Here is a 23,033-nt window from a genome sequence, read left to right on the forward strand (position 1 = left end):
GTTGCGCGCGGTTTTGAGCAATTGCTCCAGGACAGGATTTGGAAATGTCTGAGATTGTCTACGATGCGCTGGTGATCGGCTCCGGCGCGGCGGGTTCCTTCGCGGTCAAAGAGCTGACAGCGCAGGGCCTTTCGGTGCTGCTTCTCGAGGCCGGCCCCGCTGTTGGGCCGAAGGATTTCGATCCCGCCCGCAAGAAGGCGCCTGCAAGCAGCATCAATATCTGGGAGCGTGCGCGGGCGACACTCAAGGGCCAGCCGATCCAGGCGCGGGCGGCGTTTTTTACCGAGCGCTTCAGCCACTTCTTCGTCAACGACCGCAAGAACCCCTATACCACGCCGAAGGGCGAGCCTTTCCTCTGGATCCGTGGCCGCCAGGGCGGCGGCCGCCTCCACAGTTTTGGCCGCGTGCTGCTGCGCTGGACCGATGATGATTTCAAGATCCGATCACGCGCCGGAAAGGGCGTTGACTGGCCGGTCTCATATGGCGAATTGGCGCCTTTCTACGACGAAGTGGAGACTTATCTCGGGCTCTACGGCAACAAGGACGATGTGCCGACCCTGCCGGACGGCGTCTATGCGAAGCCGGCAAGCCTGACGCCCGCCGAACAGATCTTCAAGCAGGCGGTCGAAAGCCGCTGGCCGGAAAGGCACGTTGTCTCCTGGCGCTACATCGCGCCGGATGCCGAACGCATGCCGCGACCGCTGCGGGAAGCCAAGGCCACCGGCAGGCTGACAGTCCGCTACGATGCCGTCGTTCGCCGCATCACCACGGACGGGAGAACCGGACGTGCCACCGGCGCGGAGTTCACCGATCGCAATACCGGACAAGTATCGACGGCCCGCGCCGCGACGGTGGTTCTCTCCGCCTCGCCGATAGAGAGCGTGCGGCTGCTCTTGAATTCGGCTTCGGCAAAACATCCGGATGGGCTCGGCAACAGCTCAGGCGCTCTTGGCCGCTATTTCATGGACCAGCTTCCGTGCCTCGCCTTCGGTTCCTTTTCGAAGGCGAAGGGCTGGGCGCCCGATGGCTCCGCCCCGACGGATCCGTTCTACAATCCATCAGGCGGGATCTTCATTCCCCGCTTCGGTGAGGGCGACGCTGCCCGCGGCGATTTCGACTACCAGGGAAGCGTCGGCCGAGCGCCGGTCTCCGGCGACGCTGATGCGCGTCTCGCCTTCTTCGGTTTCGGCCGCATGCTGCCCTATGCCGACAATCGCATTACGCTTGATGTCAGGCGCAAGGACGCCTGGAACATTCCCGTTGCGCATATCCGCTGCGTGATGCAAGCGGAGGAGCAGGCGCTGCTTCGCCGGCAGGAAGAGACGCTGATCGCCATGATCAGCGAGGTCGGAGGCGATCTTGAATTCATCGGTTCGCCCACCGGCCTCAAGGAGATGGGCAAGGGCGCCTTTCCCGAGGCCGATGCCTTCAGCCGCTTCATGTTCCGCAGTTGGTTCCGCAAGACCATGTGCATGGGCGCGGCAATCCATGAAACGGGCGGCGCGCGCATGGGTGAAACCCCGGAAGCTTCGGTGCTCAACCCCTACAACCAGGTCTGGGATGTCCCGAACCTGATTGTCACCGACGCCAGCGCCTTCCCCGGCAGCGGCATCGCCGGCACCACACTCACCGTCATGGCTCTGACGATCCGCGCCTGCCGGAATCTTGTCTCGCAATACCGGACAGGACAGCTGTAGCTGCGCCTCAGCGGCTGTACTGCAAGATCGTTCACGCCGCTTTGGCGTCCCGACGCTCGGCAAGGATCTGTTCGAACAGGTCCATGGTGACAACCGGGCCGACGGCTGTGCCTGCCGCGGAGGCATGCGCAAGGTGAGCGACCGCGTCCGCATTGCCAATGGCAAACACACCCGGCCTGCTGGTCCGGCCTTCCCTGCCGGTCTTAGCTTGCCTCAACGTTCTGCGAAGTCGATGAGATCGGTCTCGCCAGCAACAAAGGCTGCGAAATCGGAAGACGATGCGTTTTCGCCTGGCTTATTACACCCGATGTAATTGAGGGCATTCCCCCTCCCGCGATATCAGTGAACGGCCTTCCTGCAGGAGGAACATTCCAGTCCTCAAACAGAAGCGGCCAATCCGGAGGATGTCGACGGCCAAACCGCTGTCAACCGTACGAGGCGGCCGAGGAGAACGACGATGACGACGGTGAACTTTACCAAGCGAGAGCCCCCGGAATGGCTGCTGACTTTCTGGAAAGAAATCGATGACAAGACCTTCGGCGAAGGCTTCGATTGCCTGGCGCAAAACGCCACCTGCAATCTCGGCGTCGCCGACTGGAAGGGGCGGGAGGCCATTCGCGAGAACCTGCGCGCTTTCATCGATACGGGTTTTTCAGCGCTTCACGATGTGACGGAATATTGGGACGGCGGCTCGCTTAAGATCTTTCGCGGCACTGTCACCATGACACCCGACGAGAAGGCGCAACCGGTCGTCAAGCCTGTCATGACACACTTTTTCTACATGGACGAACGAGAACCTGCCAAAGTTGGTCGCTGGTACGGGTCTGTCGGCCCCGTTGCATTTTAATCCACAAATCGCTGGCGGGAGCGCTATTGCCCGCCAGTTACCAACGGGACGGATAACGGAGACCGCCGGAAGATGAGCTCGACGCACAACCGTTTAAGCAGAGCGCCGACCGAGCTTGGGGCGCAGTTGCGTGCCTGGCGCGGCACGCGAGGCAAGAGCCAGTTGGCACTCTCGCTCGACACCGGCATATCGCAGCGCCAAATCAGCTTCATCGAAAGTGGCCGGAGCACGCCTGGCCGCCACAATCTGCTGCATCTCGCCGACGCCCTGGATGTGCCGTTCCGGGAGCGCAATACGCTGCTGCTCGCCGCCGGCTATGCGCCTATTTATGCAGAAAACGGTATCGACGATCTTGAAATGAAAAGCGTCACGGATGTGCTTAAACGCATGCTTTTTCAGCATGAACCATTTCCGGCCGTGGTGATGGACCGGTATTGGAACGTGGTGATGGCCAACGATGCGACGCAGCGCTTCTTCAATTGCTTCATCGACATGGCAGCACGGGAAAAACCGCGCAATCTGCTGCATCTGATATTCGATCCGGCCGGTTTGCGGCCCTTCATTCCGAACTGGGAGGAAACGGCAAGAAGCCTGATGGCGCGGATATTCAGGGAGTCCGTCGGCCGCGTCATCGACATGCGCACCAAGGCACTGATCGACGCGCTGCTTGCCTATCCGGATGTGGATAGTGCCTGGAAGGTCTCCACGACAGCGGACAGCACACCCGTCATCCCCTTGTCGTTCATGAAGGATGGGCAGCTTCTAAGTTTCTTCTCGCTGGTGACGACGGTCGGCACCGCACAGACAATAACGACCCAGGAACTGAGGATCGAATGCATGTTCCCGTTGGATGATATCACCGAGATAGAATACGCCAAGCTGATGAAACAGGCCGATGCGCGTCAGCGCCGGACCGTGACGTGAGCGACCACGGCCAAGGCAGAGCGCCGATGGTCCACCATCGCTACTTGAACCGTCATACAAACTTCGCAGTGACATGCTCCTGTCAAAAAAAGCAGGAAGGAAAAGCCCATGTCTCAAAACCATCAGGACCAACTCAGCCGGATAAAGGCCGAAATCGCCGACAGCTTCGATGAAGAGCTGGAAATGCAGATGGAGGAAGACCGGCTGGACGATCTGGTCGCCGAAGGAATGTCGGAAGCGGCGGAGCCGACGCTCGAGCGAAAGACCTACTTCCGGGAACTGTTTCGGCTGCAGCACGAGTTGGTGCGGCTGCAGGATTGGGTTCAGCACACGAAGTTGAAAGTGGTGGTGCTTTTCGAAGGCCGCGATTCGGCCGGCAAGGGCGGCGCGATCAAGCGGGTGACCCAGCGGCTCAATCCACGCGTCTGCCGGACGGTTGCGTTGCCCGCCCCGACCGAACGGGAACGCCATCAATGGTATTTCCAGCGCTATGTCCCGCATCTTCCCACAGCCGGCGAAATGGTGCTCTTCGACCGAAGCTGGTACAACCGCGCCGGTGTCGAGCGCGTGATGGGCTTCTGCACCCCTGATGAACTCGAGGAGTTCTTCCGCTCGGTGCCTGAATTCGAGCGGATGCTGGTCCGTTCCGGAATCGTGCTGATCAAATACTGGTTTTCGATCACCGACGAGGAGCAGGAATTCCGCTTCAAGATGCGTATCCACGATCCGCTGAAGCAATGGAAGCTTTCACCGATGGATATGGAAAGTCGCGTCCATTGGGAGGAATATACCAAGGCCAAGGAAGAAATGCTGGCGCGGACGCACACCAAGGATGCACCCTGGTGGGTGGTGCAGGCGGTAGACAAGAAACGGGCGCGTTTGAACTGCATCGCCCATCTTCTCGAACAAATCCCGTACGAGGATGTTCCGAAACCGGAAATCGAGTTGCCGGATCGCATCCGCCATGCCGATTACAACAGGGCGCCGGTTGCGTCTGAAATGCTCGTGCCGGAGCGCTATTGAAGGCATAACCATACCGGCCTTCCCGGCCGGAGATGACGAGCGGATTTCAGCGTCGCTGACGCTTTCGGCTCCGCCACACCACGTGTGAGCGTGGTGTGGCGGTAGCTCGCGGCCTTTGAATGCGATCAGGCGGCGATGTTCCCGATCTGGTTGAGTTCGTCGACAGCCTCATCCGGCAGAACAAGCGCGGCAGCGGCGAGGTTCTCCTTGAGGTGGCCGACGGACGAGGTGCCGGGGATCAGCAGGACGTTCGGGGCGCGGCGCAGCAGCCAGGCAAGTGCGACCTGCATGGGCGTAGCATCAAGGCGTGCGGCGACATTAGACAGGCTGGACGACTGCAGCGGTGTGAAGCCGCCGAGCGGGAAGAAGGGCACATAGGCGGTGCCCTCGCGGGCGAGCTCGTCGATCAGGCGATCGTCGGCCCGATGCGCAAGATTGTACTGGTTCTGCACGCAGACGATCTCGGTGATCCCGCGCCCTTCGGCGATCTGCTTCGCTGTGGCGTTGCTTAAGCCCAGGTGACGGATCAGTCCCTGCCGTTGGAGATCGGCAAGCACCGTCAGGGGTCCTTCGATCGAGCCTTCGGCAGGGCCATGCACGTCGAACATGAGCCTGAGGTTGACGACGTCAAGCACATCCTGACCTAAGTGACGAAGATTGTCGTGGACTGCCGCCGTCAGTTCTTCTGGCGAAAAGGCCGGAATCCATGATCCATCCGCGCCGCGCCGTGCGCCGATCTTGGTGACGATGACGAGGTCGTCACGATAGGGATGGAGCGCTTCACGGATGATCCGGTTGGTGACGTGCGGACCATAGAAATCGCTGGTGTCGATGTGGTTTACGCCGCTTGCGACAGCCTCGCGCAGCACCGCCAAGGCCGCGCCGTGATCCTTGGGCGGGCCAAACACGCCGGGCCCGGCAAGCTGCATGGCGCCGTAGCCGAGCCGTTTGATGCTGCTGTCGCCGAGATTGAAGGTGCCGGCCTGATCGATGGTGGACATGAACTCACTCCTTTCAAGAGTCGACGCCAAGATAGGCGTTGTCGGCGCGCCTGATAATTCGTTACAATCCGCACAGGCTGTGCGGAGTGGCGAACAGTGAAAGTCGATTTGGGTGATCTGAATGCCTTCCTTGCCGTGGCGCGGGCCGGTGGTTTTCGCGAGGGCGCGCGTGCAAACGGCGGCAGTGCTTCCTTCCTCAGCGAGGCGGTGCGTCGGCTGGAGGCCGAGCTCGGTGTGAGGCTGCTCAACCGCACGACACGCAGCGTCGTGCCGACCGAAGCCGGCAAGGGCCTGCTGGAACGGCTCGGCCCTGCCTTGACCGAAGTGGAGTCCGCACTCGATGTGGTCAACGGATATCGCGACAGGCCGGCCGGTGCGTTGCGGCTCAATGTGCCGGTCAGCGCGGCGCGGCTGGTGCTGCCCGCCATCGTTCCGCCATTCCTCGCCGCCTATCCCGACATTCGGCTGGAGGTGATCGCCGACGAGAGCTTCGTCGATGTGCTTGCTGCCGGGTGCGACGCCGGCATCCGCTATGACGAGCGGCTGGAGCAGGATATGATTGCCGTGCCGATCGGCCCGCGTGTTCAGCGCTTTGCCACCGCCGCCTCCCCTGACTATCTCGACCGCCATGGCCGGCCGCAACATCCGAGCGATCTGCTCGGCCATGCCTGTCTGTTGGGCCGCTTTGCCAGTGGTGTGCTGACGACGCCATGGGAGTTCGAACGAGATGGCGAGGTGGTGCGGGTCGAACCTTCAGGACCATTGATCGTCAGGGTCGGCGGCGCGACCGATCTTACCGTCGATGCAGCGATATCGGGCACTGGGATCATCTGCGTTTTCGAGGACTGGCTGCGCCCGTATATTGACAGCGGCGCTCTCGAGCCAATTCTCGAACCCTGGTGGCAGCGGTTTTCCGGGCCATTTCTCTATTATCCTGGACGGCGGCTGGTGCCAGCGCCGCTGCGGGCCTTCATTGATTTCGTCAAGGCCTCGGCCAAGCAGGCTTGAAGAGCGCTGCGATCCGTTAAAGCTTGACCTCGGCGTTGTCGCCCATATCCGGTTTGCTGTTCGAGACCGCTGCAGCTGCCATTTTGATATAGCTGATGATGGTGCCCGGGCTATCCCAATATTCCGCCGAGGACGGGGTAATCTTGAGGATGCGGATGGAGGGATCGTCGGGATTGTCCCACCACGCCTTGGCCGGCGTTGCCCATAATTCCCTGATCTTCTCGCGATCGTTCTGCACCTCGGCCGTCCCAGACACGGAAACATATTTCTGTCCCTTGGTGTCGGCAAAGGCCAGGCACGCATTTGGCCAGTGGGCGATCTCGTCGTCCTTGTGGCTGGCCACATCCGTCAGAAAATAGACCGCATTCTCCATCTGGGCGGTATAGGCGGACATCGGGCGGGCGCGCAGATCGTCACTGCTGCGGGTCGTCAGCATGCAAAACCCTATTCTGTCGATCAGCTCCCACACCCGTGTCGCATCATCATGCTCGGCCATCGTCATCTCCATCTGTGCAAAAGACGAAATAACCGTCTGCCGGCGCCGATGTTCCCGTGGTTCATCCCGCCAATTCCCGCAATCGATCGACAGGCGGGATGGAATGTTCCTGCTGCCTGCGTTTATCCTCAATGCACGCTTGGGGTTTCCATGACCATGGCGAAGTCCTCAGCGACCAGTTCACTGACGGCGATCAGGACCTCCTCGCGGGAAAAGCCCGACGTCAATGCGCGTTGGATCAGATCCTGCAGATCCGGCTCCACGACATCGCGGCAATCCTCGAGGCGTTCTTCTGAAACGGTGAGGCTATTGAGTTCGTCCATTGTCTGTCCTTTCCGGGGAATGTTGTCGTCGAAGCCTGGGAAGGCCGGCCGGGATGGCCTGTTAACGGGCGGCCGTCCGCTTCGGCCCGGCGATCAGGCCTTCACGCTGCAGCTTCTTGCGTGCGGCTTTACGGTGCCGACTGATCGCCTGCGCCTTTTCCCTGACGCGTCGTTCGGAGGGCTTCTCATAGGCGCGCCGTTCCTTCATTTCGCGGAACAGCCCTTCGCGCTGCATTTTCTTTTTCAAAACCCTGAGGGCCTGATCGACGTTGTTTTCTCTGACGAGTACCTGCATTTCGAATTCTCCTATGTAAGGGACGCTCAGCCGAGCTGCTCGGCGATGAGCGCCCGCAACTCGCGGCGGGTGAGAAGGCAGGGTGATGGCTTCCAAGTCTTGGCAGCGCGGCGGACGGCCACGTCACCCTCACGCGAGTTCACCACCGCAATCGCAGTGGCTGTATTTGTGTCGTTCAAAAAGAAATCCTTATACCGGCCATTGCCGGCTTCATCGATCGTTGTGGATTTGACCATCGCGCTGCCTCAAGGGCATGCGCCGATTCAGCCGATGTACAAGCGTCTCGTTCCCAAGCCGGCGACGGCTTCGATTTCCGCTTTAGCCCTAAAATAGTTGGCGGAGCGCGCGATTGCAACAGCTGACCCCGATGGCTCGGTTTAACGGCCGGAATCATCCTTAGATATATTCATTGCCGATGTTCAAGTTAGCCGGGTATAGATTCGGTCAAATTTTCTTCAATTTGGTGTGAAAACGAAATTATTCGCCCAGGAATTAAGCAACGCCCATATCGGTTACGAAATTAACCTTTCGTTAAATAACCCATTGACTTGCAGTATTAATAGGTTGTTAAAGGAGCCGCTCGCTGAGGTCGAAACTGACCCGTCTATAACAATTTGAGGAGAGAGCGATGGCTTCGCCGATACACGCAACTGATGATAGTGCAACATTTCTAGAAACTGACGTTATTTCCGGAAATCTCCTTTCCAACGATACATCCGATAATGGCCACCTTTTCCTGCGCGCCTTCGACGGCGAGACCGTTGGCGCCAAAAGCGGCAACAGCCAGATCACCGAAATCCATGGCGACTACGGCACGTTCTTCGTCAAGCCGGACGGCAGCTACACCTATGTCCTGAGCGATGCTGCCAAGATTGGCTTCGCCAACGGCGAATCGTACCAGGAAAAGGTTTCCTACAAGATCTCCGACGGCAGCGGTCATACCGACGTCGGCCTGTTCACCCTGAACATTCAGGGCGTAACCCAGGTCAAGCCGATCGCAGTTGACGATGTCTACAGCTTCACCGAAGGCCATGCCATCGGCGGCAACGTTCTGGACAACGACATTGCCGGCGACAACGGCAAGATGTTCCTCCGTCAGTTCCTGACCACGAAGGTCGACGGCAACCCGAGCGCAACCACCGACGTCGCCGGCACCTATGGTACGTTCCATGTCAAGTCGAACGGCGAATTCACCTACGAGCTGACGCACGATATCGCTGCTGGCGATCATGTCACGGAAGTTCTGCGCTACTACAAGATCTCCGATGGTGACGGCCACACGGACACTGCCAAGGTGACCCTCAACATCACCGGCACGGATGCTCTTCCCCATATCGCTTGATCAATAGATCAGCATGACACAACGCCCGCCGCGCAATCGGCGGGCGTTTTTGCATCTCCGCCTCTCTTGATGCGGGGCCTGGCGGCACCTGACATATTCGGTCGATATAATTCTTTTTAGCTAGTTCTTATAAATGCCGGGGAGGCGTAGTCTCGAAGTTCGGAGGATACGCCCTTGACCGAACACATCGAACCCAAGCAAATTGAGACCGATGAGCTGACGAAAGTCTGGTCCGTTACCGAGTTCTGCGCTCGCCATCGAATAGATACCGAGGAACAAGCGCTGTTGCTCAAACTTTTCGGACCGTTCGCGACAGCCTGCGAACTACTCCACAATGCCAGGCGCGCGCCGAGGTTCAGATAAACCTCCCTTCATTCCTTCGATGATCTTTTCACAAATGCCGGCAAAGTCAGCCGGCAAATGAGACTGCGCCAGGAATGTATTGATTGGGTGAGGCTCGTTCGCTTGGCGGATTGCTTTCCCCGATTGCTGAAATGAGTGCGGCGCCGTCCTCTGCGACCGGGGCCTCCCCGAAAAGCGGAAATGACAAGCCGTTTTCACGCCCGATACGACCTCGCGAGACTTTCCCGGCGTTTCCGCCCCGCGGGCGATTCCTGAATTGCTCCTCACTCTCTGCACAAAATCTGCAATCCGGCGCGGCATCTTCCTGCCATGAACCAGAACGACATGCCGCCCCGCGTTATACCTCCCACTTTGCCGGACCGCCTTCGCAACGACGGTTGGTGGCTGACGGAGACGTGCGGGACACAAGGCCCGCCTTCCCATGCGAGTTCCGCAGTCATGCTCATGACGATCGAAAAGCCGCATCTACGAGAGGAGCAGCAATGGACACAACAGATATCCTGACGGAAGCAATGCCGATGAGGCGGGGCAGTGGCCGGATGACCGGGCTGTTGGCGCTCGTGGCGCTTTCAGATTTTCTGATCTTTGGCCATGAACCCGGGATAAATATCTTCCTTTTTGCGCTCGCCGTCTGCGCCGCCACTTTGCTTTCGGCCAGCAAGAGACCTCGGCTTTCCCAAGCGATCATGTTGCTCGGCTTTTCGGTTCTGGCGTCGGCGCCGCTGCTGGAATCGCCTTCGCTTACGGGCATTGCCTTTTGCCTCGGCGCCCTGATGTCGGTTGCGCTCGTCAGCGCCAGGCTCCTGCCGCGTCGCCTGTCCGCCGCCCTGCCCCTGGTTTTCTTCCGTTTCGCCCTTGTCGTTCCCCTGCGGCTTGCCGAGGATATCAGGAAATATCTTGCGACACCGGGGAAACGTTACTCTTTCGCCGGAACCCGACAGAGCATCGCCCTCTGGATCATGCCGCTCATTCTTGCAGCGGTCTTCGTATCTCTCTTTGCGGCGGCCAACCCACTTATCGAGATCGCTCTGCGCAGCATCGATTTTGCCGTTCTGCTGCAGTTCCTCGATCTCTGGCGGATCGGCTTCTGGATGATCGTCGCTATTGTGGTTTGGGCGATGTTGCGGCCGCGCCTCAAGCGCCGCGGTGCGAGGTCGCAGGCCGCCAGGGCCTTCATGATCGTGCCCACCAGAAATGCGCCGCTCGGTTATGCCTCGTTGTTGCGGGCGCTCGTCCTGTTCAACGCGCTCTTTGCCGTGCAGACGCTCCTCGATCTCGTCTATCTCTGGGGCGGCGCAGATCTGCCCGATCACATGAGCCGTGCCGAATATGCTCATCGCGGCGCCTATCCGCTGATTGCGACAGCGCTTCTTGCCGCCGGTTTCGTGCTGGTCGCTATGCGGCGCGGTGGTCCCGGCGATCACAGCCCGCTGATCCGCGGCCTCGTCCACACCTGGATCGGCCAGAATATTCTGCTTTGCCTGTCGTCGATGCTGCGGCTTGGGCTTTACGTCGAGGTCTATTCGCTGACGGAATTGCGTGTCGCCGCCGGTCTCTGGATGGGCCTCGTCGCCATCGGTCTTTTCTTGATCCTGCTGCGCATTCTGCTCAGCCGATCCAACGAGTGGCTGATCGCGATGAATCTCGCCTCTCTGCTTGTAGTCGTCTACATCAGCGCCTTCATTGATTTCCCTGATATTATCGCCCGCTTCAATGTCGCCCACAGCCAGGAAATCACTGAGGAAGGTCCACCGCTCGATCTCGATTATCTCTCCTCGCTTGGCCCTTCCGCCATTCCGGCGATCGATCTCTATCTCCACATGCTGCCGGATCAGCTGATCGACAAGAGGAATCAGGCACTGGCGATTCGGTACTATCTCGTCAGGGACTTCGCGCGGCGCCCGCACGACTGGCGGAACTGGACCTTCCGGGCAGCGCGGCTGGAGACCTATCTTCTGTCTCCTGCAGCCATTGCAAGATAGAACGAGAACGATAACAACAGGCACGACAAACAACGCAGGACTGGTGGATGGCGCCCCGAATTCTCGTCGTCGATGACGAACCTCACATCCGCGATGTGATCTGCTTCGCCCTCGAGCGTGCCGGCTTGACACCGACGGCGGTCCGCAGCGGAACCGAGGCGATGACGGCATTCCGGCGCGCCAACATCGATCTCATCATTCTCGATATCGGCATGCCCGATATGGATGGTCTGGAAGTGTGCCGCCAGATCCGCAAGACATCGGGATTGCCGATCCTGTTTCTTTCCGCACGCGACGAGGAGATCGACAGGGTGCTGGGGTTGGAAATCGGCGGAGACGATTACGTCACCAAACCGTTCAGCCCGCGCGAACTCGTCGCCAGGGTCAAGGCGATCTTGAAGCGCAGCGGCAATGAACCCGCGCCTGAAAGGCGTCACGCCATCTTTATCGCCGGCGAACTCAGCCTCGATCGCCACGGCAGGACGGTCATGTTCGGCGACAGGGCCATCACGATGACGGCGCTCGAATTCGCCATCCTGGACGCATTGTTGTCACGCCCCGACATGGTCTTCAGCCGCGAACGACTGATGGAGGCGGCCTATGGCGCTGGAACCTATGTCGCCGACCGAACGATCGACAGTCATATCCGCAACATCAGGGCCAAGTTCCTGGCGGCCGGCGGCCAGGGGATCATCGCGACGGTTCACGGCATCGGCTTCAAACTCGGCGGTGAAATCGGGAGGAATGCCTGATGCCGGTACCGAAAGTCAGGATGAAATGGCGCCCGACGCTGGCGCTGATCGTCTATGTCGTGCTTCTCGCCGTCATGGCGCTGCCGATCCTGATCGTCATCTGGTTCCGCGCCGTGGAAGTGAGTTCGAACCGGATGGCGCCGGCGGAAATGGTCGCCCTCGCCGTCGTCTTCATATTGACGCTCGGCGTCGCCTATGTGCTGACGCGCACCATCACCGGCCCGATCGACGCCTTGATCGCCCGCACGGAAGAGATCGCCCGGGGCGGTAAGCGGGCGATCCGGCCGCTGGACAGCTATGGAACGCGCGAGATCGCCGTCCTGTCGCAGAGCTTCCTCGATCTCGCCGGAAGACTGGTCGATCGCACCGAATATGTCCGCTCCTTTGCCGCCCACGTCTCCCACGAACTAAAGTCGCCGCTGACGGCGATCCGCGGTGCGGCGGAGCTTTTGCGCGACGACGATGCCGAAAAGGCGATGACGAAGGCGCAGCGTTTGCACTTTCTCGATAATATCGTCGTCGATGCAGCTCGGCTCGACGCGCTGTTGCTGCGGCTGAGGGAGCTTGCCCAAGCAGAAATCCCTCTAGCCGAGGGCAAAAGCAGCATCAGGGACATCCTGTCCTCGCTGCGCCGGCAATTTCCATCCCTCGATATCTCCGGTAAAGGCGATACGGACATATCGGTTGCTCTTCCCCGAGAAGCAGCCGGCATCGTTTTTGCCAATCTCGCCGAGAATGCCTTTCAGCATGGCGCCACGCTATTGGAACTCAGCGCGTCAGCCGATGTCCGGACAACCGTTGTTCTTGTCCGAGACGACGGCGGCGGTATTTCCGAGGCAAATCGCCAACATGTCTTTCAGCCGTTCTTTTCAACCCGCCGCGAACAGGGCGGCACCGGCATGGGCCTCGGCATCGTTCGCGCCATGCTGAGCTCCCATGGCGGTACGATCCGCCTGCTGCCGACGACCGGCGCAGGTGCCGAGTTCGAAATCACCATGCCCGTGTAGTTCTCGCAGGGTTGGGAACACGTGTGCGCAGTCCTGAACCCAAACGCCATCGCCGCATGCGGATTAGCTTCCAGGCTTTATCGCTGTCAACGCAGCCTGCGCGATGACCTCTGCAATGCGTTCGGAGAGTGCCGGGTCGGAAACGGCGCGCGCGAGGGTAACACCGCCACTCAGCATGGCGAGGAGCAGGATCGCCTGGTCTTCCCGCACAATGTCGGATCGGCCGTCTATCTCCGGCAGGCCGGCGGCGACTTCTTCGACGAGGCGTTTGATCTCTGCCGTATAAGCGCTTCGCGTTTCATCGTCCGCACGCATCACATCGGGCGAAAGGCTCGGCAGAGCACAGCTCTCGCCCAGATCGCAGGTTCTTTTATAACCGAGATAGTAGCCGACGAAGGTCGTCAGCCAGTCTTTCGGTTGATTGGTCTTCAACGCGGCGATTCCTTGCCGCAGTTCTTCGAGGCCTTCCAGCACGGCTGTGCGAAAGGCTTCGGCCTTCGACTTGAAATGTCCGTAGAAGGCGCCGTTTGTCACGCCGGCGGCCTTCGTCAGCGCATCGATACCGGCACCGCCATAGCCGTCCTTGCGGAAGATCTGTCCTGCGGCTGCGAGGACGCGGGCGCGGGTTTCTGATTTGTGTTCGGCGCTATAACGCATGAATGCCTCAATAAGAGTGAACGCTCTTTATTGCTTGCTAAGAGAGCGATCGCTGTGTATCTATAAAGAGTGATCGGTATATCACAAGCGGTCACGATTCAAAGAGGGAGATATCCGATGCCTATCACACTCACCGTTCCGGAAGGCCTGCTCTCGCCGGAGGCCCAGGCGCAAGCCTTTGCCGGCTTGACGGACGCGTTGCTCGATGTAGCCGGTTTGACCGGCAATGCCTTCATGACCGCCAATGTCATCGGCACGATCAACGTGCTGCCGCGCGAGCACGTGCTTGCGGCGGGAAAGCCGATCGCTGCGGCATTCGTCGAACTCAAATTGCCGGAGGTCGCGCTGGTAAGCGCCGAAGCGAAACAGGCCTTCATCGAAAAAGCGGCCGATGTCGTCGAACAGGCCGCCGAAGGCCGGCTCAAGCGCGATCATATTTGGTCGAACATCGTCTACGCGCCCGAAGGGGCGTGGGGAATCGCCGGCCACAGCTACAGCAATGCGGATTTCGTCGGCGCCATCCAGGGCACGGCCGCCGCGTTGTAAGGGTCGCGGTGCATGCGCGGAAATCTCAGACCTGATTCAGCAATGCGTCGCCATCCGGCGGCGCGACGGAGCGAGATCATGCAGCTTGCCAACTATCTATTCTTTTCCACCGGCTGCGAGGAGGCGCTGGCCTTTTATGCCGAATGCGGGCTTGGCCGGGTCACGCAATTGAAGCGCCACGGCGCGGACGGAATGCCCATTGCCAGCGAAGCTATGCGGGGCAAGGTGATGCACGCTCGCTTCGAAGGGCTTGGTGTCTTGTTCTTCGCCTCGGACAATCACGATGCGGAGCCGATGCGAGGCTCCGCCCACATGTTGATCTTGGATGACCGCGACAGGACCGACGGGCTTTTCGCCCGGCTCGCCGAAGGCGGCAAGATAACGACACCGCTCGCGGTCCAGCCATGGGGGAGCTATTACGGCAAACTCACCGATCGTTTTGGTGTCCAGTGGATGCTCGACTGCTTGGCGTGAGCATATGCCGCTCATGGGCGATATGCTTCGCTCTCCTCTCAGTGTCTGGCCATTATCGTGTCGTATAGCCGCCATCGATCACCAGCACTTCGCCGGTGACATAGCTTGCCGCTGCCGAGCAGAGGAACAAGGCGGCCCCCGCCACCTCTTCCGGCTGCCCGACCCGTCCCATCGGGGTCATGCTGCGCCAGGTCGGGAACCAGTCGGGATTGGCGATGCCGCCGCGCGACAGATCGGTCTCGATATAGCCCGGCGCAATGGCGTTGACGCGAATATTCTCGGCGGCAACTTCGCTGGCGAGGCTCTTCGTCATCATATGAACCGCCGCCTTGGAGGTGTTGTAGGCGACCTGGTTCTGGGGAATGTTGGAGACGATGCCCGACATCGAGCCGATATTGAGGATGACACCGCCGCCCTGACGCCGCATGGGGGCGAGTGCGGCGCGGCAGGCGCGGAAGACGGCGTCGACATTGACGGTCATGATCTCGCGCCAAATCGCGTCGGAGAACGCGCCGCTGTCGCCATGAATGGCGATGCCGGCATTGTTGACGAGGATGTCGAGCTGGCCCGCCCGTAGGAGCGTCTCCGTGACGAGCGCGTCGGCGGCATCGTCTTTCATCAGGTCGGCGGCGACGAAATCGCAATCGACACCGGCCTTGGCGAGCCTGTCCTCCGCCGCTGCATTGCGCGTCCTTCCCGTGATGAGGACTTTGGCGCCAGCCTCGCCGAGCGCCTCGGCGATGGCAAGCCCGATGCCGCGCGTGCCGCCGGTCACCAGCGCTACCTTTCCATCTAAGCGAAACCTATCGAAGATCATCTCCGTTTCCTTCCGTGATTTTCAGAGCCGGTACAAACGCGTCAGATATCCGTGCTCTGCGGCAGGATGACGAGATCGCGGATCGTGATGTTGCGCGGACGCGTCAGCATGAAGAGCACCGCTTCGGCCACCTCCTTCGGCTCCATCAGGCCGCCGGCGGCAAGTGCTTCATCCAACTTCTCCTGCGGCCAGTCGCTGAGAAGGGCCGTGACGACTGGGCCTGGAGCGACGGCGCCGACGCGCAAGCCATGTTTGGCCACCTGTCGCCTCAGTGTATGGACGAATGCCTGAACCGCATGTTTCGAGGCCGTGTAGATCGGCTCCCAGACGACGGGGATCAAGCCGGCGACGGAACTGGTGAGGATGATATCTCCGGTCCTGCGTTCGACCATGTGCGGCAGCACGGCATGCACCGAGCGGAAGGCGGCATTGACGTTCAGGTTGAGCATCCGGTCCCACGCGTCGGGGTCGCCGCCCAGTACCTCGCCGCCGATATAGGAGCCGGCATTGGCGTGGAAGATATCCAACTGGCCTGCCTTCTTCAGAATCTGCGGCATCATCCCTTCGACGCTTTTCGGATCGGTTAGATCGATGACCAACGGAATGGCGTTCGCGTCGAGTTTCGAGCAGATTTCCTTCAATGCCTCCTCGTTACGATCGACCAACACCACCTGGGCGCCGGCGGCAAGCAGGGCCTTGGCGCATTCGAGGCCGATACCCGATGCCGCTCCGGTGACGGCCGCGACTTTTCCAGACAGATCCTGTCTCATTTTCTTCCTCTGCTTTCTTGATGGGTTTTAGGCCCGGCCGTGCGAAATCCGCGATCGGCGTGCCAACGAGTCGACGATGACGGCGACGGCGAGAACGGCGCCGGTGATCATGTATCGAAGCGATGACGACAGATCGAGAAGCGTCAGCCCGCTGGCGATCGACTGAATGACGATGATGCCGAGAAGGGCTGAATAGGCGCTGCCGCGCCCGCCGAACAGGCTCGTGCCGCCGATGACCGCCGCAGCGATGGCGTTGAGATTGACGTCGCCGGTGCCGGCCTGCTGACTTGCTGTCGCCAGCCGGGCAGCTGAAAGCACGCCGCCGGTTGCCGCAAGCAAGGCGCATATGACGAAGGCGCTCGTATAGATGCGCGAGACGTTGATGCCAGAGCGGCGGGCGGCCTCCCTGTTGCCGCCGACGGCATGCATGGAGCGTCCCCATTTGGTGCGCATCAGCGCATAGTTCATGACGGCAACGAGTCCGACGAAAAGGCCGAACATCCATGGAACGCCGCGCGACTGGTTGAGATAGAATGCGACAGCTTCCAAGGCGGCGGTGATGATGACGGCGCGAAGGAGCAGCCCCCGGGCCGATTTCGCCGACAGGCCGGCTGCCCGCCGGCGCGCCGCCGTGCGGTAGCTGGAGAAGAAGAATGCAATGCCGGCAAGGGCTACCAGCAGATAGGCGATCGGGTCCGGCATGACCATGATCTGGCCGAAACTCACGAGCCAGGAACCATAGGGCAGATTGATCGAACCGGTCGCTCCGAGGATATAGAGCTGCAGGCCGAGAACCGCGAGCAGCCCGGATAGGGTGGAGACGAAGCTCGGCATGCCGAAGCGGTTGAACAGGAAGGCGTAGAGAGAGCCGATCAGAGCGCCGACGACCATGGCGACGAGGACCGCCAGGACCACCGGCCAGCCCTGGTTGACCCAGAAGACGCCGACCAGCGCCGAGGCGAAGCCGCTGACCGAGCCGACGGAAAGATCGATCTCGCCCACCATCAGGATGCAGACGATACCCAGCGAGATGACGCCGACCGTCGAGCAGTCGAACAGCATGTTGACGAGATTGGCGCTGGAGAGAAACACTGGATTGAGCGCTTGGAACACCGTCCAGATGATTGCCAGGCCAACAATGACCGGCAGCGAGCCGAGGTCGCCGGCGCGGATGCGATCCCAAAAGGCGCGGATTGAGCCGGCAAGACTATCGTCATGGCGCACTCTTTCGTCACGCCGGTCGAGGAGCGCAGGTGCTGCCGGTTCATTCTGGATGGTCTTCATCATGGCCTGCCCTCCTCGTTCTGCTGGCTTTGCGCCTGGCGGCGCGACGCGCGGCGGGAGACGGAATTGTTGGATGCGCCGGTGATCGCGCTGACGAGCTCTTCGTTGGAAGCATCGGGCAGCAGAGTGCCGTTGTTGCGGCCGAGCCGAAGGACGACAATGCGATCGGCAACGGCGCGCACATCCTCCATATTGTGGCTGATCATGATGACGGCGAGTCCGCGTTCCCGTACGCGCTCGATCAGATCCAGCACTTCGGCGGTCTGGGCAACGCCAAGCGCTGCGGTGGGTTCGTCGAGCATGATCAGTTTCGGCTCGAGCAGCAGCGATCGGGCGATCGCCACGGTCTGGCGCTGTCCGCCGGACAATGAGGCGACGGGCTCGCGTACGCTTGGGATTCGGGCCGAAAGCTCGTTCAAAAGCTTCCAGGCACGGATCTCCATGGCGACCTCATCGAGCTGGAAAGGATTGAGCTCCTTGCCGAGAAAGATATTGGCGACGACATCGAGATTCTCGCAAAGCGCCAAATCCTGAAAGACGGTTGCAATGCCGAGCCCGAGGGCAGCACTTGGGCTCGGCAGATTGACTGGCTCACCCTCAAACAGGATCGCGCCTGAGCTTGGTTGGTGTACACCGGCCAGGATCTTGACCAGCGTCGATTTGCCGGCGCCGTTGTCGCCGACGAGTGCCACGACCTCGCCGGCATGGACATCGAGTTCGATATCGGTGAGTGCCGACACCGCCCCGAAGTTCTTCGATATTCCGCGCAGGCTGAGGACGGGCTGGCGGGAAGGGTCAAGAGTATGAGAGGTTTCAGACATCGCCTGGCCTTTGGAAAAAGCGAAACGGCAAGCGCGACCGGCGGACCGGCCGCGCTTTACCTTGGTTCGATTACTTGGTGATGCCGAGCTTCTTGCAGCCGTCGGCGTAGCGGCCGGTGCACAGCTCCTCGGCGGTGTTGATCTTCTTGTCGATGATCTCGGCCTTGAGGTTCTCGGCAGTGACGACCGCAGGCACGAAAAGCTGTGCCGGCGTGTCGTAAAGCGTCATTTCGGCCTTCGGCGTTTCTCCAGCCAGGAGCTTGACGGCAACGTCGGCAGCGGCAGCCGCAACGATTTCGCTCGGTTTGGAGATCGTGTTGTACTGATCCCCCGATATGATCAGCTGCAGTGCAGCGATCGTCGCATCATTGCCGGTCACCGGCGGCACGGGATCGACACCCGCTGCCTTGAAGGCTGCAATGGCGCCGCCACCGGTGCCGTCATTGGCGGCGACCACGCCGACGATCTGTTTGCTGAAGCGGGTGATCTGACCGGCTGCCCATTGCTGGGCATTCGCCGGCTGCCAGTTCGGCGTGTCGAATTCGGCAAGCGTCTTGTATCCGCCACTGGCAAGACCATCATGAATACCGTCCTTGATCAGCCCGGCAGCCGCGTCGGTCGGTGAACCGTTGATCTGCAGGATGCCGCCGCCATCGGTCGGCACTTTCTTAGCCTTCAGATGCTGGACGAGCGATTCCGCGATTGCCTTGCCGATCGCCTTGTTATCGAAGGAGACGTAGAAATCGGCTTTTCCCTTCGGGATAGGACGGTCATAGGCAATGACCTTAACGCCCTGGCTCTGGGCGAGCTGGACGAGAGACGCGGCGGCTGCCGAATCCACCGGATCGAGCACGATAACCTTGGCGCCCTGGGTAATGGCCGAATTGAACTGCTGCTGCTGTTTGGCAATATCGGCATCGGCATTCTGATAGAGAACCTTGCACGCGGCGCAAAGCTTCTTCATTTCCGCGACGAATCCTGGATGGTCGTGCTCTTCGTAACGGGTCGAGCCCTGGTCGGGCATAAGGAATGCGACCGTCGCATCCGAAACGGCGTTTTGCGCGAAGGCGGACGTGCCGCCGAGCAGGGATAGGACAACTGCTGTCGCACCTGCCACCTTGGTTGAGAATTTCATCATTTCCATATCCTCCCGTTGGAAAAAAATTGTGTAGCTTCTTCGTTGCAGTGTTTCGCTGTGGCCGTTCGGCTGAGCGAACCGCCACGCCTGTCCCGGCGGTTTGCCGTTTTCTGAGGACAAGCGTCTCCTCTCGCGAACCGCTCACTGCGCGCTCGCGTTCAATCAATGTCAGTTTTCGTTCCTCCTCCTCGTCCTCCCTATCGCCGTCTTCGGCGAAACGTCGTCCTATTCCCGGGTTCCTGTTCGCTCGGCTGGCTCAGGCCGCTTTCGCTATGTTGATATTGTCGCCCAATAGCCGCCGGAAACGGGAAGGCGTCATGCCTTTTTCCGCGAGAAATTGCCGGTTGAAATTGGACAGATTGTTGAAGCCGACCTCGAAGCAGATGTCGGTGATCGATGCATGGTCGTCGCTCATCAAGATCTGACAGGCGAGGTTGATGCGCAGTCGCTTCACATATTGCACCAGCGACATGCCGGTATGGCGGCGGAAGGCGCGCGAAAAGGCCCCGGCCGATTGCCCGGCAATCCTGGCGAGATCGGCTTCATCGAAGGATTTGGTCAGATTTTCCCTGATGTAGGCGAGTGCCTTGTTGATGCCGGCCGACATGTAGCCCGACGGATCGGGCAGATAGTTCGGGCTGGCAAGAAACTGGGAATCCTGCGCCCGGCTGAGCAGGCCGACGATCATCATGAAGAGCTCGATGCGACGCACTCCGTGAGCCTGCTGCACCTCGTTCATCAGGGGAGCAACCTGCCGGCTGGTCTCGGCGCCGAAGAGCACGCCGCGGCGGGAGGCTTCGAGAACCGGATCGAACGGGCCGAGCTCGGCCAGCACCTTCATGGTGTCGCTGATGAAATTCTCGCTGAACTGGATGAGCTGGCATCGAAGCGGAATGCTCGATCCTTTCGGGACATCGCTGATCCAGTTATGAGGAAGATTAGGCCCGGCAAGCACAAGGTTGCCTGGCTCGAACTCGCCGATGAAGTCGCCAACGAAATATCGTCCGGTTGTCGCCACGACGAGATGAAGTTCGTATTCCGGATGAAAATGCCAACGAACCGTATGATAGGGATAGCCATGGGCCTTCGTTGCGAAGGATTCGCCCGGTCTGATCTGAATGACTTCCAAGTCAGGTTCCATTGTTTCCTCCTCCGAGGACGGGTGGTAAGCCCGCGTGCCAAATTCCCTTTTTGGCTTTATTGTTAAGCGGAGTGTAGTGGGCACGTCTCACGCCCGCCACCACGATTCCCAGGCAAAACTGATACTTTTTTGACGATCGACGCTTCGCAGCTGGCGGAAAGACGACAGCAATCGGCATTGCACATCATCCGAGGACATGCTTCAGCCGGCCAAGGCGGCAATGACGTTTCTGACCAGTGCAGAGGAGGACAGCCGGCTCGTGGCACAGCTCGGGGCGCCGATCGCGCCGACCCGCACGGAAACGCCGCCGCGCGCATTGGCGATCGCAAACATCGACTCGTCGGTCAGATCATCGCCGATGGTAATCGGGCAGCGGTTCCTGAAAGGGTCGGACTGGAAAAACCGTTCCAGCGCATCGCCCTTGCTCGATCGTGCGGGACGCAGCTCGAAGACCATCTTGCCGAGCTGCAACGCCCAGTTCGACCCTGCCAGCTCCGCATAGTGGTGCATGCGGTCCTCGAGTACCTTTTCATATTCGGGCGCCAGCCGGTAATGGGCGGCAACGGCGGCGCCCTTGTCCTCGATCAAGACTCCCGGATAGTGCTCGGCTTCCGCAGTCAGCGCGTGCTTCAGCGCCTGAAACTCAGGTGTCGCCTCGACCGTCTGCATTCCCGCGGCGCTCCTGATTTCCGCGCCATGAAGGCCTGCCGTCGGAAATGCAAAGGGTTTGAACAGCGTGTCTGCATAAGCAAGCGACCGTCCGGTGACCAGTGCCAAGGCGCCGCCAAGCTTGTTCGACAGGCGGTGAAGTTGCCCGGGAAGCGCCTCCGGAACTTCGATCGCGTCCGGCGTGGGCGCAAGATTGAGCAGCGTCCCGTCGATATCGAGAAACATCGCCCAATGATCCGGCTCTTCCAAGACCAGTGAAAGCATTTCCTGGGTGGCGCTATCGTCCTGCACGGGATTCTCCAAACGCTGCAGTCATTGAAGCTAGGTCGCCAAGCGACGAGGGCAAGGTGAGCTTTCAGACTCCGGAACATCAAGCGGCTGGTCCGCGTTGTATCTCGCCGCCCGTTCGAGCACTCGCGCCGTAGAAGGTATTTTGATGGCCAAAAGCAGTTCCGAGCCCCGTGATGCGCTCAATGCCCCACTGGCACATGGCGCGTTAAACCTGCCATTGGTGACGATCGACGACTACAACAACGAGCTGCGTGACAAGAATGGTTTCGTTGGCGACAACGCCAACAAGAAGACTTTTCAAATGAAGCTCGACGATTGGAGAAAACGCATCCGCAAGGTCGGAGACGACCCGATCGGCAAGACCGCGACGCCGAAGCTTTCCAAGAAGAAGATTGATGCCTTCCTCAAGGGCGACGATATGGAGGCAGCGGCATTGATCATGGGGGCGGTGGAAGACTTCGCTCAGGACTTTGCCGACGTGATCGGAAAGTTCCTTAAGGACAAGCGCTGGGTCAAGACGGAACGCATCGTCGTTGGCGGCGGCTTCCGGCAGAGCCGGTTCGGCGAGCTGACCATCGCCAGGACCATGGTTATTCTCAAGGCGGCCGGCATAGACGTCGAGGTCGTGCCGATCGTTCACCATCCTGACGAGGCTGGACTGATCGGCTCGGTCCACCTGATGCCGCGCTGGATGTTCAAGGGCCACGAGGCGATCCTGGCCGTTGATATCGGCGGCACTAACGTTCGCGCCGGCGTCGTAAAATTCGGAAAGGACGACGCGCCGAACTTCGCGGATGCGAGCGTATGGGAATCAGCCATCTGGCGTCATGCCGATGATGAGCCAAGTCGCACCGCAACCATCGAGAAGTTGGCCGCGATGTTGCACGAACTGATCGGCAAGGCGGAGAAGGCCAATCTCAAACCTGCGCCCATCATCGGGATCGCCTGCCCCGGCATCATCAAAGCCGATGGCTCAATCGAACGCGGCGGACAGAACCTGCCGGGCGGAAACTGGGAAAGCGACAGCTTCAACCTTCCCGCCGCGCTGATGAAGGCCATTCCTGAGATTGGTGACGACAGCACATTCGTGATGATGCACAACGACGCCGTCGTGCAGGGATTGTCGCAGATCCCATTTATGACCGACGTGTCGAGGTGGGCGGTACTGACGATCGGTACGGGTCTGGGCAATGCGCATTTCACGAATCGAGAGGCAACGAAGGCGCGATAGGCTCCAACTCCACTGCCCGGGGCGAACCAACCAAAAAAGCCCCGACAGGAAAGAGTGCCCGTTTGCGGAAGATGGAGATGCGATTTGGTCAACCGGGTTAGCGGCAGCTCTGGAGGCCCCTCCCCTTTTTCGCT

Annotated in this window: 27 protein-coding genes; 13 read left to right on the top strand and 14 right to left on the bottom strand. The window is 60.2% G+C overall.

Annotation, left to right across the window (positions count from 1 at the left end):
- Window positions 1–44 precede the first annotated feature (44 nt).
- A complete protein-coding gene (locus HJB84_RS21430; RefSeq protein WP_207585044.1) occupies window positions 45–1,697 on the top strand; it encodes a GMC oxidoreductase in 1,653 nt (550 codons plus the stop codon).
- 31 nt (window positions 1,698–1,728) lie between these two features.
- On the opposite strand, the gene HJB84_RS21435 is transcribed toward HJB84_RS21430, so the two are convergent.
- Window positions 1,729–1,866, bottom strand: coding sequence for a hypothetical protein (locus HJB84_RS21435; RefSeq protein WP_246762854.1), 138 nt, complete (start codon window positions 1,864–1,866; stop codon window positions 1,729–1,731).
- A gap of 288 nt (window positions 1,867–2,154) precedes the next feature.
- On the opposite strand from HJB84_RS21435, the gene HJB84_RS21440 reads away from it, so the two are divergent.
- From HJB84_RS21440 to ppk2, 3 genes are all read left to right on the top strand, one after another.
- The gene (locus HJB84_RS21440; RefSeq protein WP_221116822.1) at window positions 2,155–2,544 is read left to right on the top strand and encodes a nuclear transport factor 2 family protein; all 390 of its coding nucleotides are present in this window, start codon (window positions 2,155–2,157) and stop codon (window positions 2,542–2,544) included.
- A 72-nt stretch (window positions 2,545–2,616) separates the two neighbouring features.
- Window positions 2,617–3,468 carry a helix-turn-helix domain-containing protein gene (locus HJB84_RS21445; protein ID WP_207585046.1) on the top strand — a complete coding sequence of 284 codons (852 nt, stop codon included), beginning with the start codon at window positions 2,617–2,619 and terminating at the stop codon, window positions 3,466–3,468.
- A gap of 108 nt (window positions 3,469–3,576) precedes the next feature.
- A complete protein-coding gene (ppk2, locus tag HJB84_RS21450) occupies window positions 3,577–4,491 on the top strand; it encodes a polyphosphate kinase 2 (RefSeq protein WP_141335705.1) in 915 nt (304 codons plus the stop codon).
- Between the two features lie 125 nt (window positions 4,492–4,616).
- Here ppk2 and HJB84_RS21455 read toward each other — a convergent pair whose 3' ends face one another.
- Window positions 4,617–5,492 carry an aldo/keto reductase family oxidoreductase gene (locus HJB84_RS21455; RefSeq protein WP_207585047.1) on the bottom strand — a complete coding sequence of 292 codons (876 nt, stop codon included), beginning with the start codon at window positions 5,490–5,492 and terminating at the stop codon, window positions 4,617–4,619.
- A gap of 96 nt (window positions 5,493–5,588) precedes the next feature.
- On the opposite strand from HJB84_RS21455, the gene HJB84_RS21460 reads away from it, so the two are divergent.
- Complete coding sequence (locus HJB84_RS21460) at window positions 5,589–6,500, top strand: LysR family transcriptional regulator (RefSeq protein ID WP_207585048.1); 912 nt, start codon at window positions 5,589–5,591, stop codon at window positions 6,498–6,500.
- A gap of 16 nt (window positions 6,501–6,516) precedes the next feature.
- Here the strand turns inward: HJB84_RS21460 and HJB84_RS21465 are convergent, their stop codons facing one another.
- The 4 genes from HJB84_RS21465 to HJB84_RS21480 form a co-directional block, all read right to left on the bottom strand.
- On the bottom strand, window positions 6,517–6,996 hold the full coding sequence (locus HJB84_RS21465; protein ID WP_221116823.1) for a pyridoxamine 5'-phosphate oxidase family protein: 480 nt from the start codon (window positions 6,994–6,996) through the stop codon (window positions 6,517–6,519).
- A 128-nt stretch (window positions 6,997–7,124) separates the two neighbouring features.
- Entirely contained in the window at window positions 7,125–7,319 is a 195-nt protein-coding gene (locus tag HJB84_RS21470) for a hypothetical protein (protein WP_116409581.1), read from the bottom strand.
- A gap of 61 nt (window positions 7,320–7,380) precedes the next feature.
- On the bottom strand, window positions 7,381–7,614 hold the full coding sequence (gene rpsU / locus HJB84_RS21475) for a 30S ribosomal protein S21 (RefSeq protein ID WP_207585050.1): 234 nt from the start codon (window positions 7,612–7,614) through the stop codon (window positions 7,381–7,383).
- Between the two features lie 26 nt (window positions 7,615–7,640).
- Complete coding sequence (locus HJB84_RS21480; RefSeq protein WP_207585206.1) at window positions 7,641–7,850, bottom strand: hypothetical protein; 210 nt, start codon at window positions 7,848–7,850, stop codon at window positions 7,641–7,643.
- A gap of 392 nt (window positions 7,851–8,242) precedes the next feature.
- On the opposite strand from HJB84_RS21480, the gene HJB84_RS21485 reads away from it, so the two are divergent.
- The 5 genes from HJB84_RS21485 (at window position 8,243) to HJB84_RS21505 (ending at window position 13,060) form a co-directional block, all read left to right on the top strand.
- Window positions 8,243–8,956 carry an Ig-like domain-containing protein gene (locus tag HJB84_RS21485; protein WP_207585051.1) on the top strand — a complete coding sequence of 238 codons (714 nt, stop codon included), beginning with the start codon at window positions 8,243–8,245 and terminating at the stop codon, window positions 8,954–8,956.
- A gap of 174 nt (window positions 8,957–9,130) precedes the next feature.
- The gene (locus HJB84_RS21490; RefSeq protein WP_207585052.1) at window positions 9,131–9,319 is read left to right on the top strand and encodes a hypothetical protein; all 189 of its coding nucleotides are present in this window, start codon (window positions 9,131–9,133) and stop codon (window positions 9,317–9,319) included.
- A gap of 482 nt (window positions 9,320–9,801) precedes the next feature.
- Complete coding sequence (locus tag HJB84_RS21495) at window positions 9,802–11,301, top strand: DUF4173 domain-containing protein (protein WP_221116824.1); 1,500 nt, start codon at window positions 9,802–9,804, stop codon at window positions 11,299–11,301.
- 47 nt (window positions 11,302–11,348) lie between these two features.
- Window positions 11,349–12,053, top strand: coding sequence for a response regulator (locus HJB84_RS21500; protein WP_207585054.1), 705 nt, complete (start codon window positions 11,349–11,351; stop codon window positions 12,051–12,053).
- On the top strand, window positions 12,053–13,060 hold the full coding sequence (locus HJB84_RS21505; protein WP_221116825.1) for a HAMP domain-containing sensor histidine kinase: 1,008 nt from the start codon (window positions 12,053–12,055) through the stop codon (window positions 13,058–13,060). Before HJB84_RS21500 ends, HJB84_RS21505 begins: the two co-directional genes overlap by 1 nt.
- 63 nt (window positions 13,061–13,123) lie before the next feature.
- Here the strand turns inward: HJB84_RS21505 and HJB84_RS21510 are convergent, their stop codons facing one another.
- A complete protein-coding gene (locus HJB84_RS21510) occupies window positions 13,124–13,717 on the bottom strand; it encodes a TetR/AcrR family transcriptional regulator (protein ID WP_221116826.1) in 594 nt (197 codons plus the stop codon).
- Between the two features lie 117 nt (window positions 13,718–13,834).
- Between HJB84_RS21510 and HJB84_RS21515 the strand changes: the two genes are divergently transcribed.
- Entirely contained in the window at window positions 13,835–14,263 is a 429-nt protein-coding gene (locus HJB84_RS21515) for a Tautomerase enzyme (protein ID WP_207585057.1), read from the top strand.
- A 78-nt stretch (window positions 14,264–14,341) separates the two neighbouring features.
- Window positions 14,342–14,737: a VOC family protein gene (locus tag HJB84_RS21520; RefSeq protein ID WP_221116827.1), complete on the top strand. Its 396-nt coding sequence runs from the start codon at window positions 14,342–14,344 to the stop codon at window positions 14,735–14,737.
- A 52-nt stretch (window positions 14,738–14,789) separates the two neighbouring features.
- Here HJB84_RS21520 and HJB84_RS21525 read toward each other — a convergent pair whose 3' ends face one another.
- The 7 genes from HJB84_RS21525 to otsB form a co-directional block, all read right to left on the bottom strand.
- Window positions 14,790–15,554: an SDR family NAD(P)-dependent oxidoreductase gene (locus HJB84_RS21525; protein ID WP_207585059.1), complete on the bottom strand. Its 765-nt coding sequence runs from the start codon at window positions 15,552–15,554 to the stop codon at window positions 14,790–14,792.
- A gap of 41 nt (window positions 15,555–15,595) precedes the next feature.
- Window positions 15,596–16,324 carry an SDR family oxidoreductase gene (locus tag HJB84_RS21530; RefSeq protein WP_207585060.1) on the bottom strand — a complete coding sequence of 243 codons (729 nt, stop codon included), beginning with the start codon at window positions 16,322–16,324 and terminating at the stop codon, window positions 15,596–15,598.
- 27 nt (window positions 16,325–16,351) lie between these two features.
- The gene (locus HJB84_RS21535) at window positions 16,352–17,611 is read right to left on the bottom strand and encodes a sugar ABC transporter permease (RefSeq protein ID WP_207585061.1); all 1,260 of its coding nucleotides are present in this window, start codon (window positions 17,609–17,611) and stop codon (window positions 16,352–16,354) included.
- Entirely contained in the window at window positions 17,608–18,429 is an 822-nt protein-coding gene (locus tag HJB84_RS21540; RefSeq protein ID WP_207585062.1) for an ATP-binding cassette domain-containing protein, read from the bottom strand. Before HJB84_RS21540 ends, HJB84_RS21535 begins: the two co-directional genes overlap by 4 nt.
- 70 nt (window positions 18,430–18,499) lie before the next feature.
- A complete protein-coding gene (locus HJB84_RS21545) occupies window positions 18,500–19,573 on the bottom strand; it encodes a sugar ABC transporter substrate-binding protein (protein ID WP_221116828.1) in 1,074 nt (357 codons plus the stop codon).
- 250 nt (window positions 19,574–19,823) lie between these two features.
- On the bottom strand, window positions 19,824–20,708 hold the full coding sequence (locus HJB84_RS21550; protein WP_207585064.1) for an AraC family transcriptional regulator: 885 nt from the start codon (window positions 20,706–20,708) through the stop codon (window positions 19,824–19,826).
- 201 nt (window positions 20,709–20,909) lie between these two features.
- Window positions 20,910–21,689, bottom strand: a complete 780-nt coding sequence (gene otsB / locus HJB84_RS21555) for a trehalose-phosphatase (protein WP_221116885.1) — start codon at window positions 21,687–21,689, stop codon at window positions 20,910–20,912.
- 124 nt (window positions 21,690–21,813) lie between these two features.
- Between otsB and HJB84_RS21560 the strand changes: the two genes are divergently transcribed.
- Entirely contained in the window at window positions 21,814–22,899 is a 1,086-nt protein-coding gene (locus tag HJB84_RS21560; protein ID WP_221116829.1) for an ROK family protein, read from the top strand.
- Window positions 22,900–23,033: the final 134 nt, after the last annotated feature.

The organism is Rhizobium sp. NZLR1b, assembly GCF_019685155.1.
GTDB lineage: Bacteria > Pseudomonadota > Alphaproteobacteria > Rhizobiales > Rhizobiaceae > Rhizobium.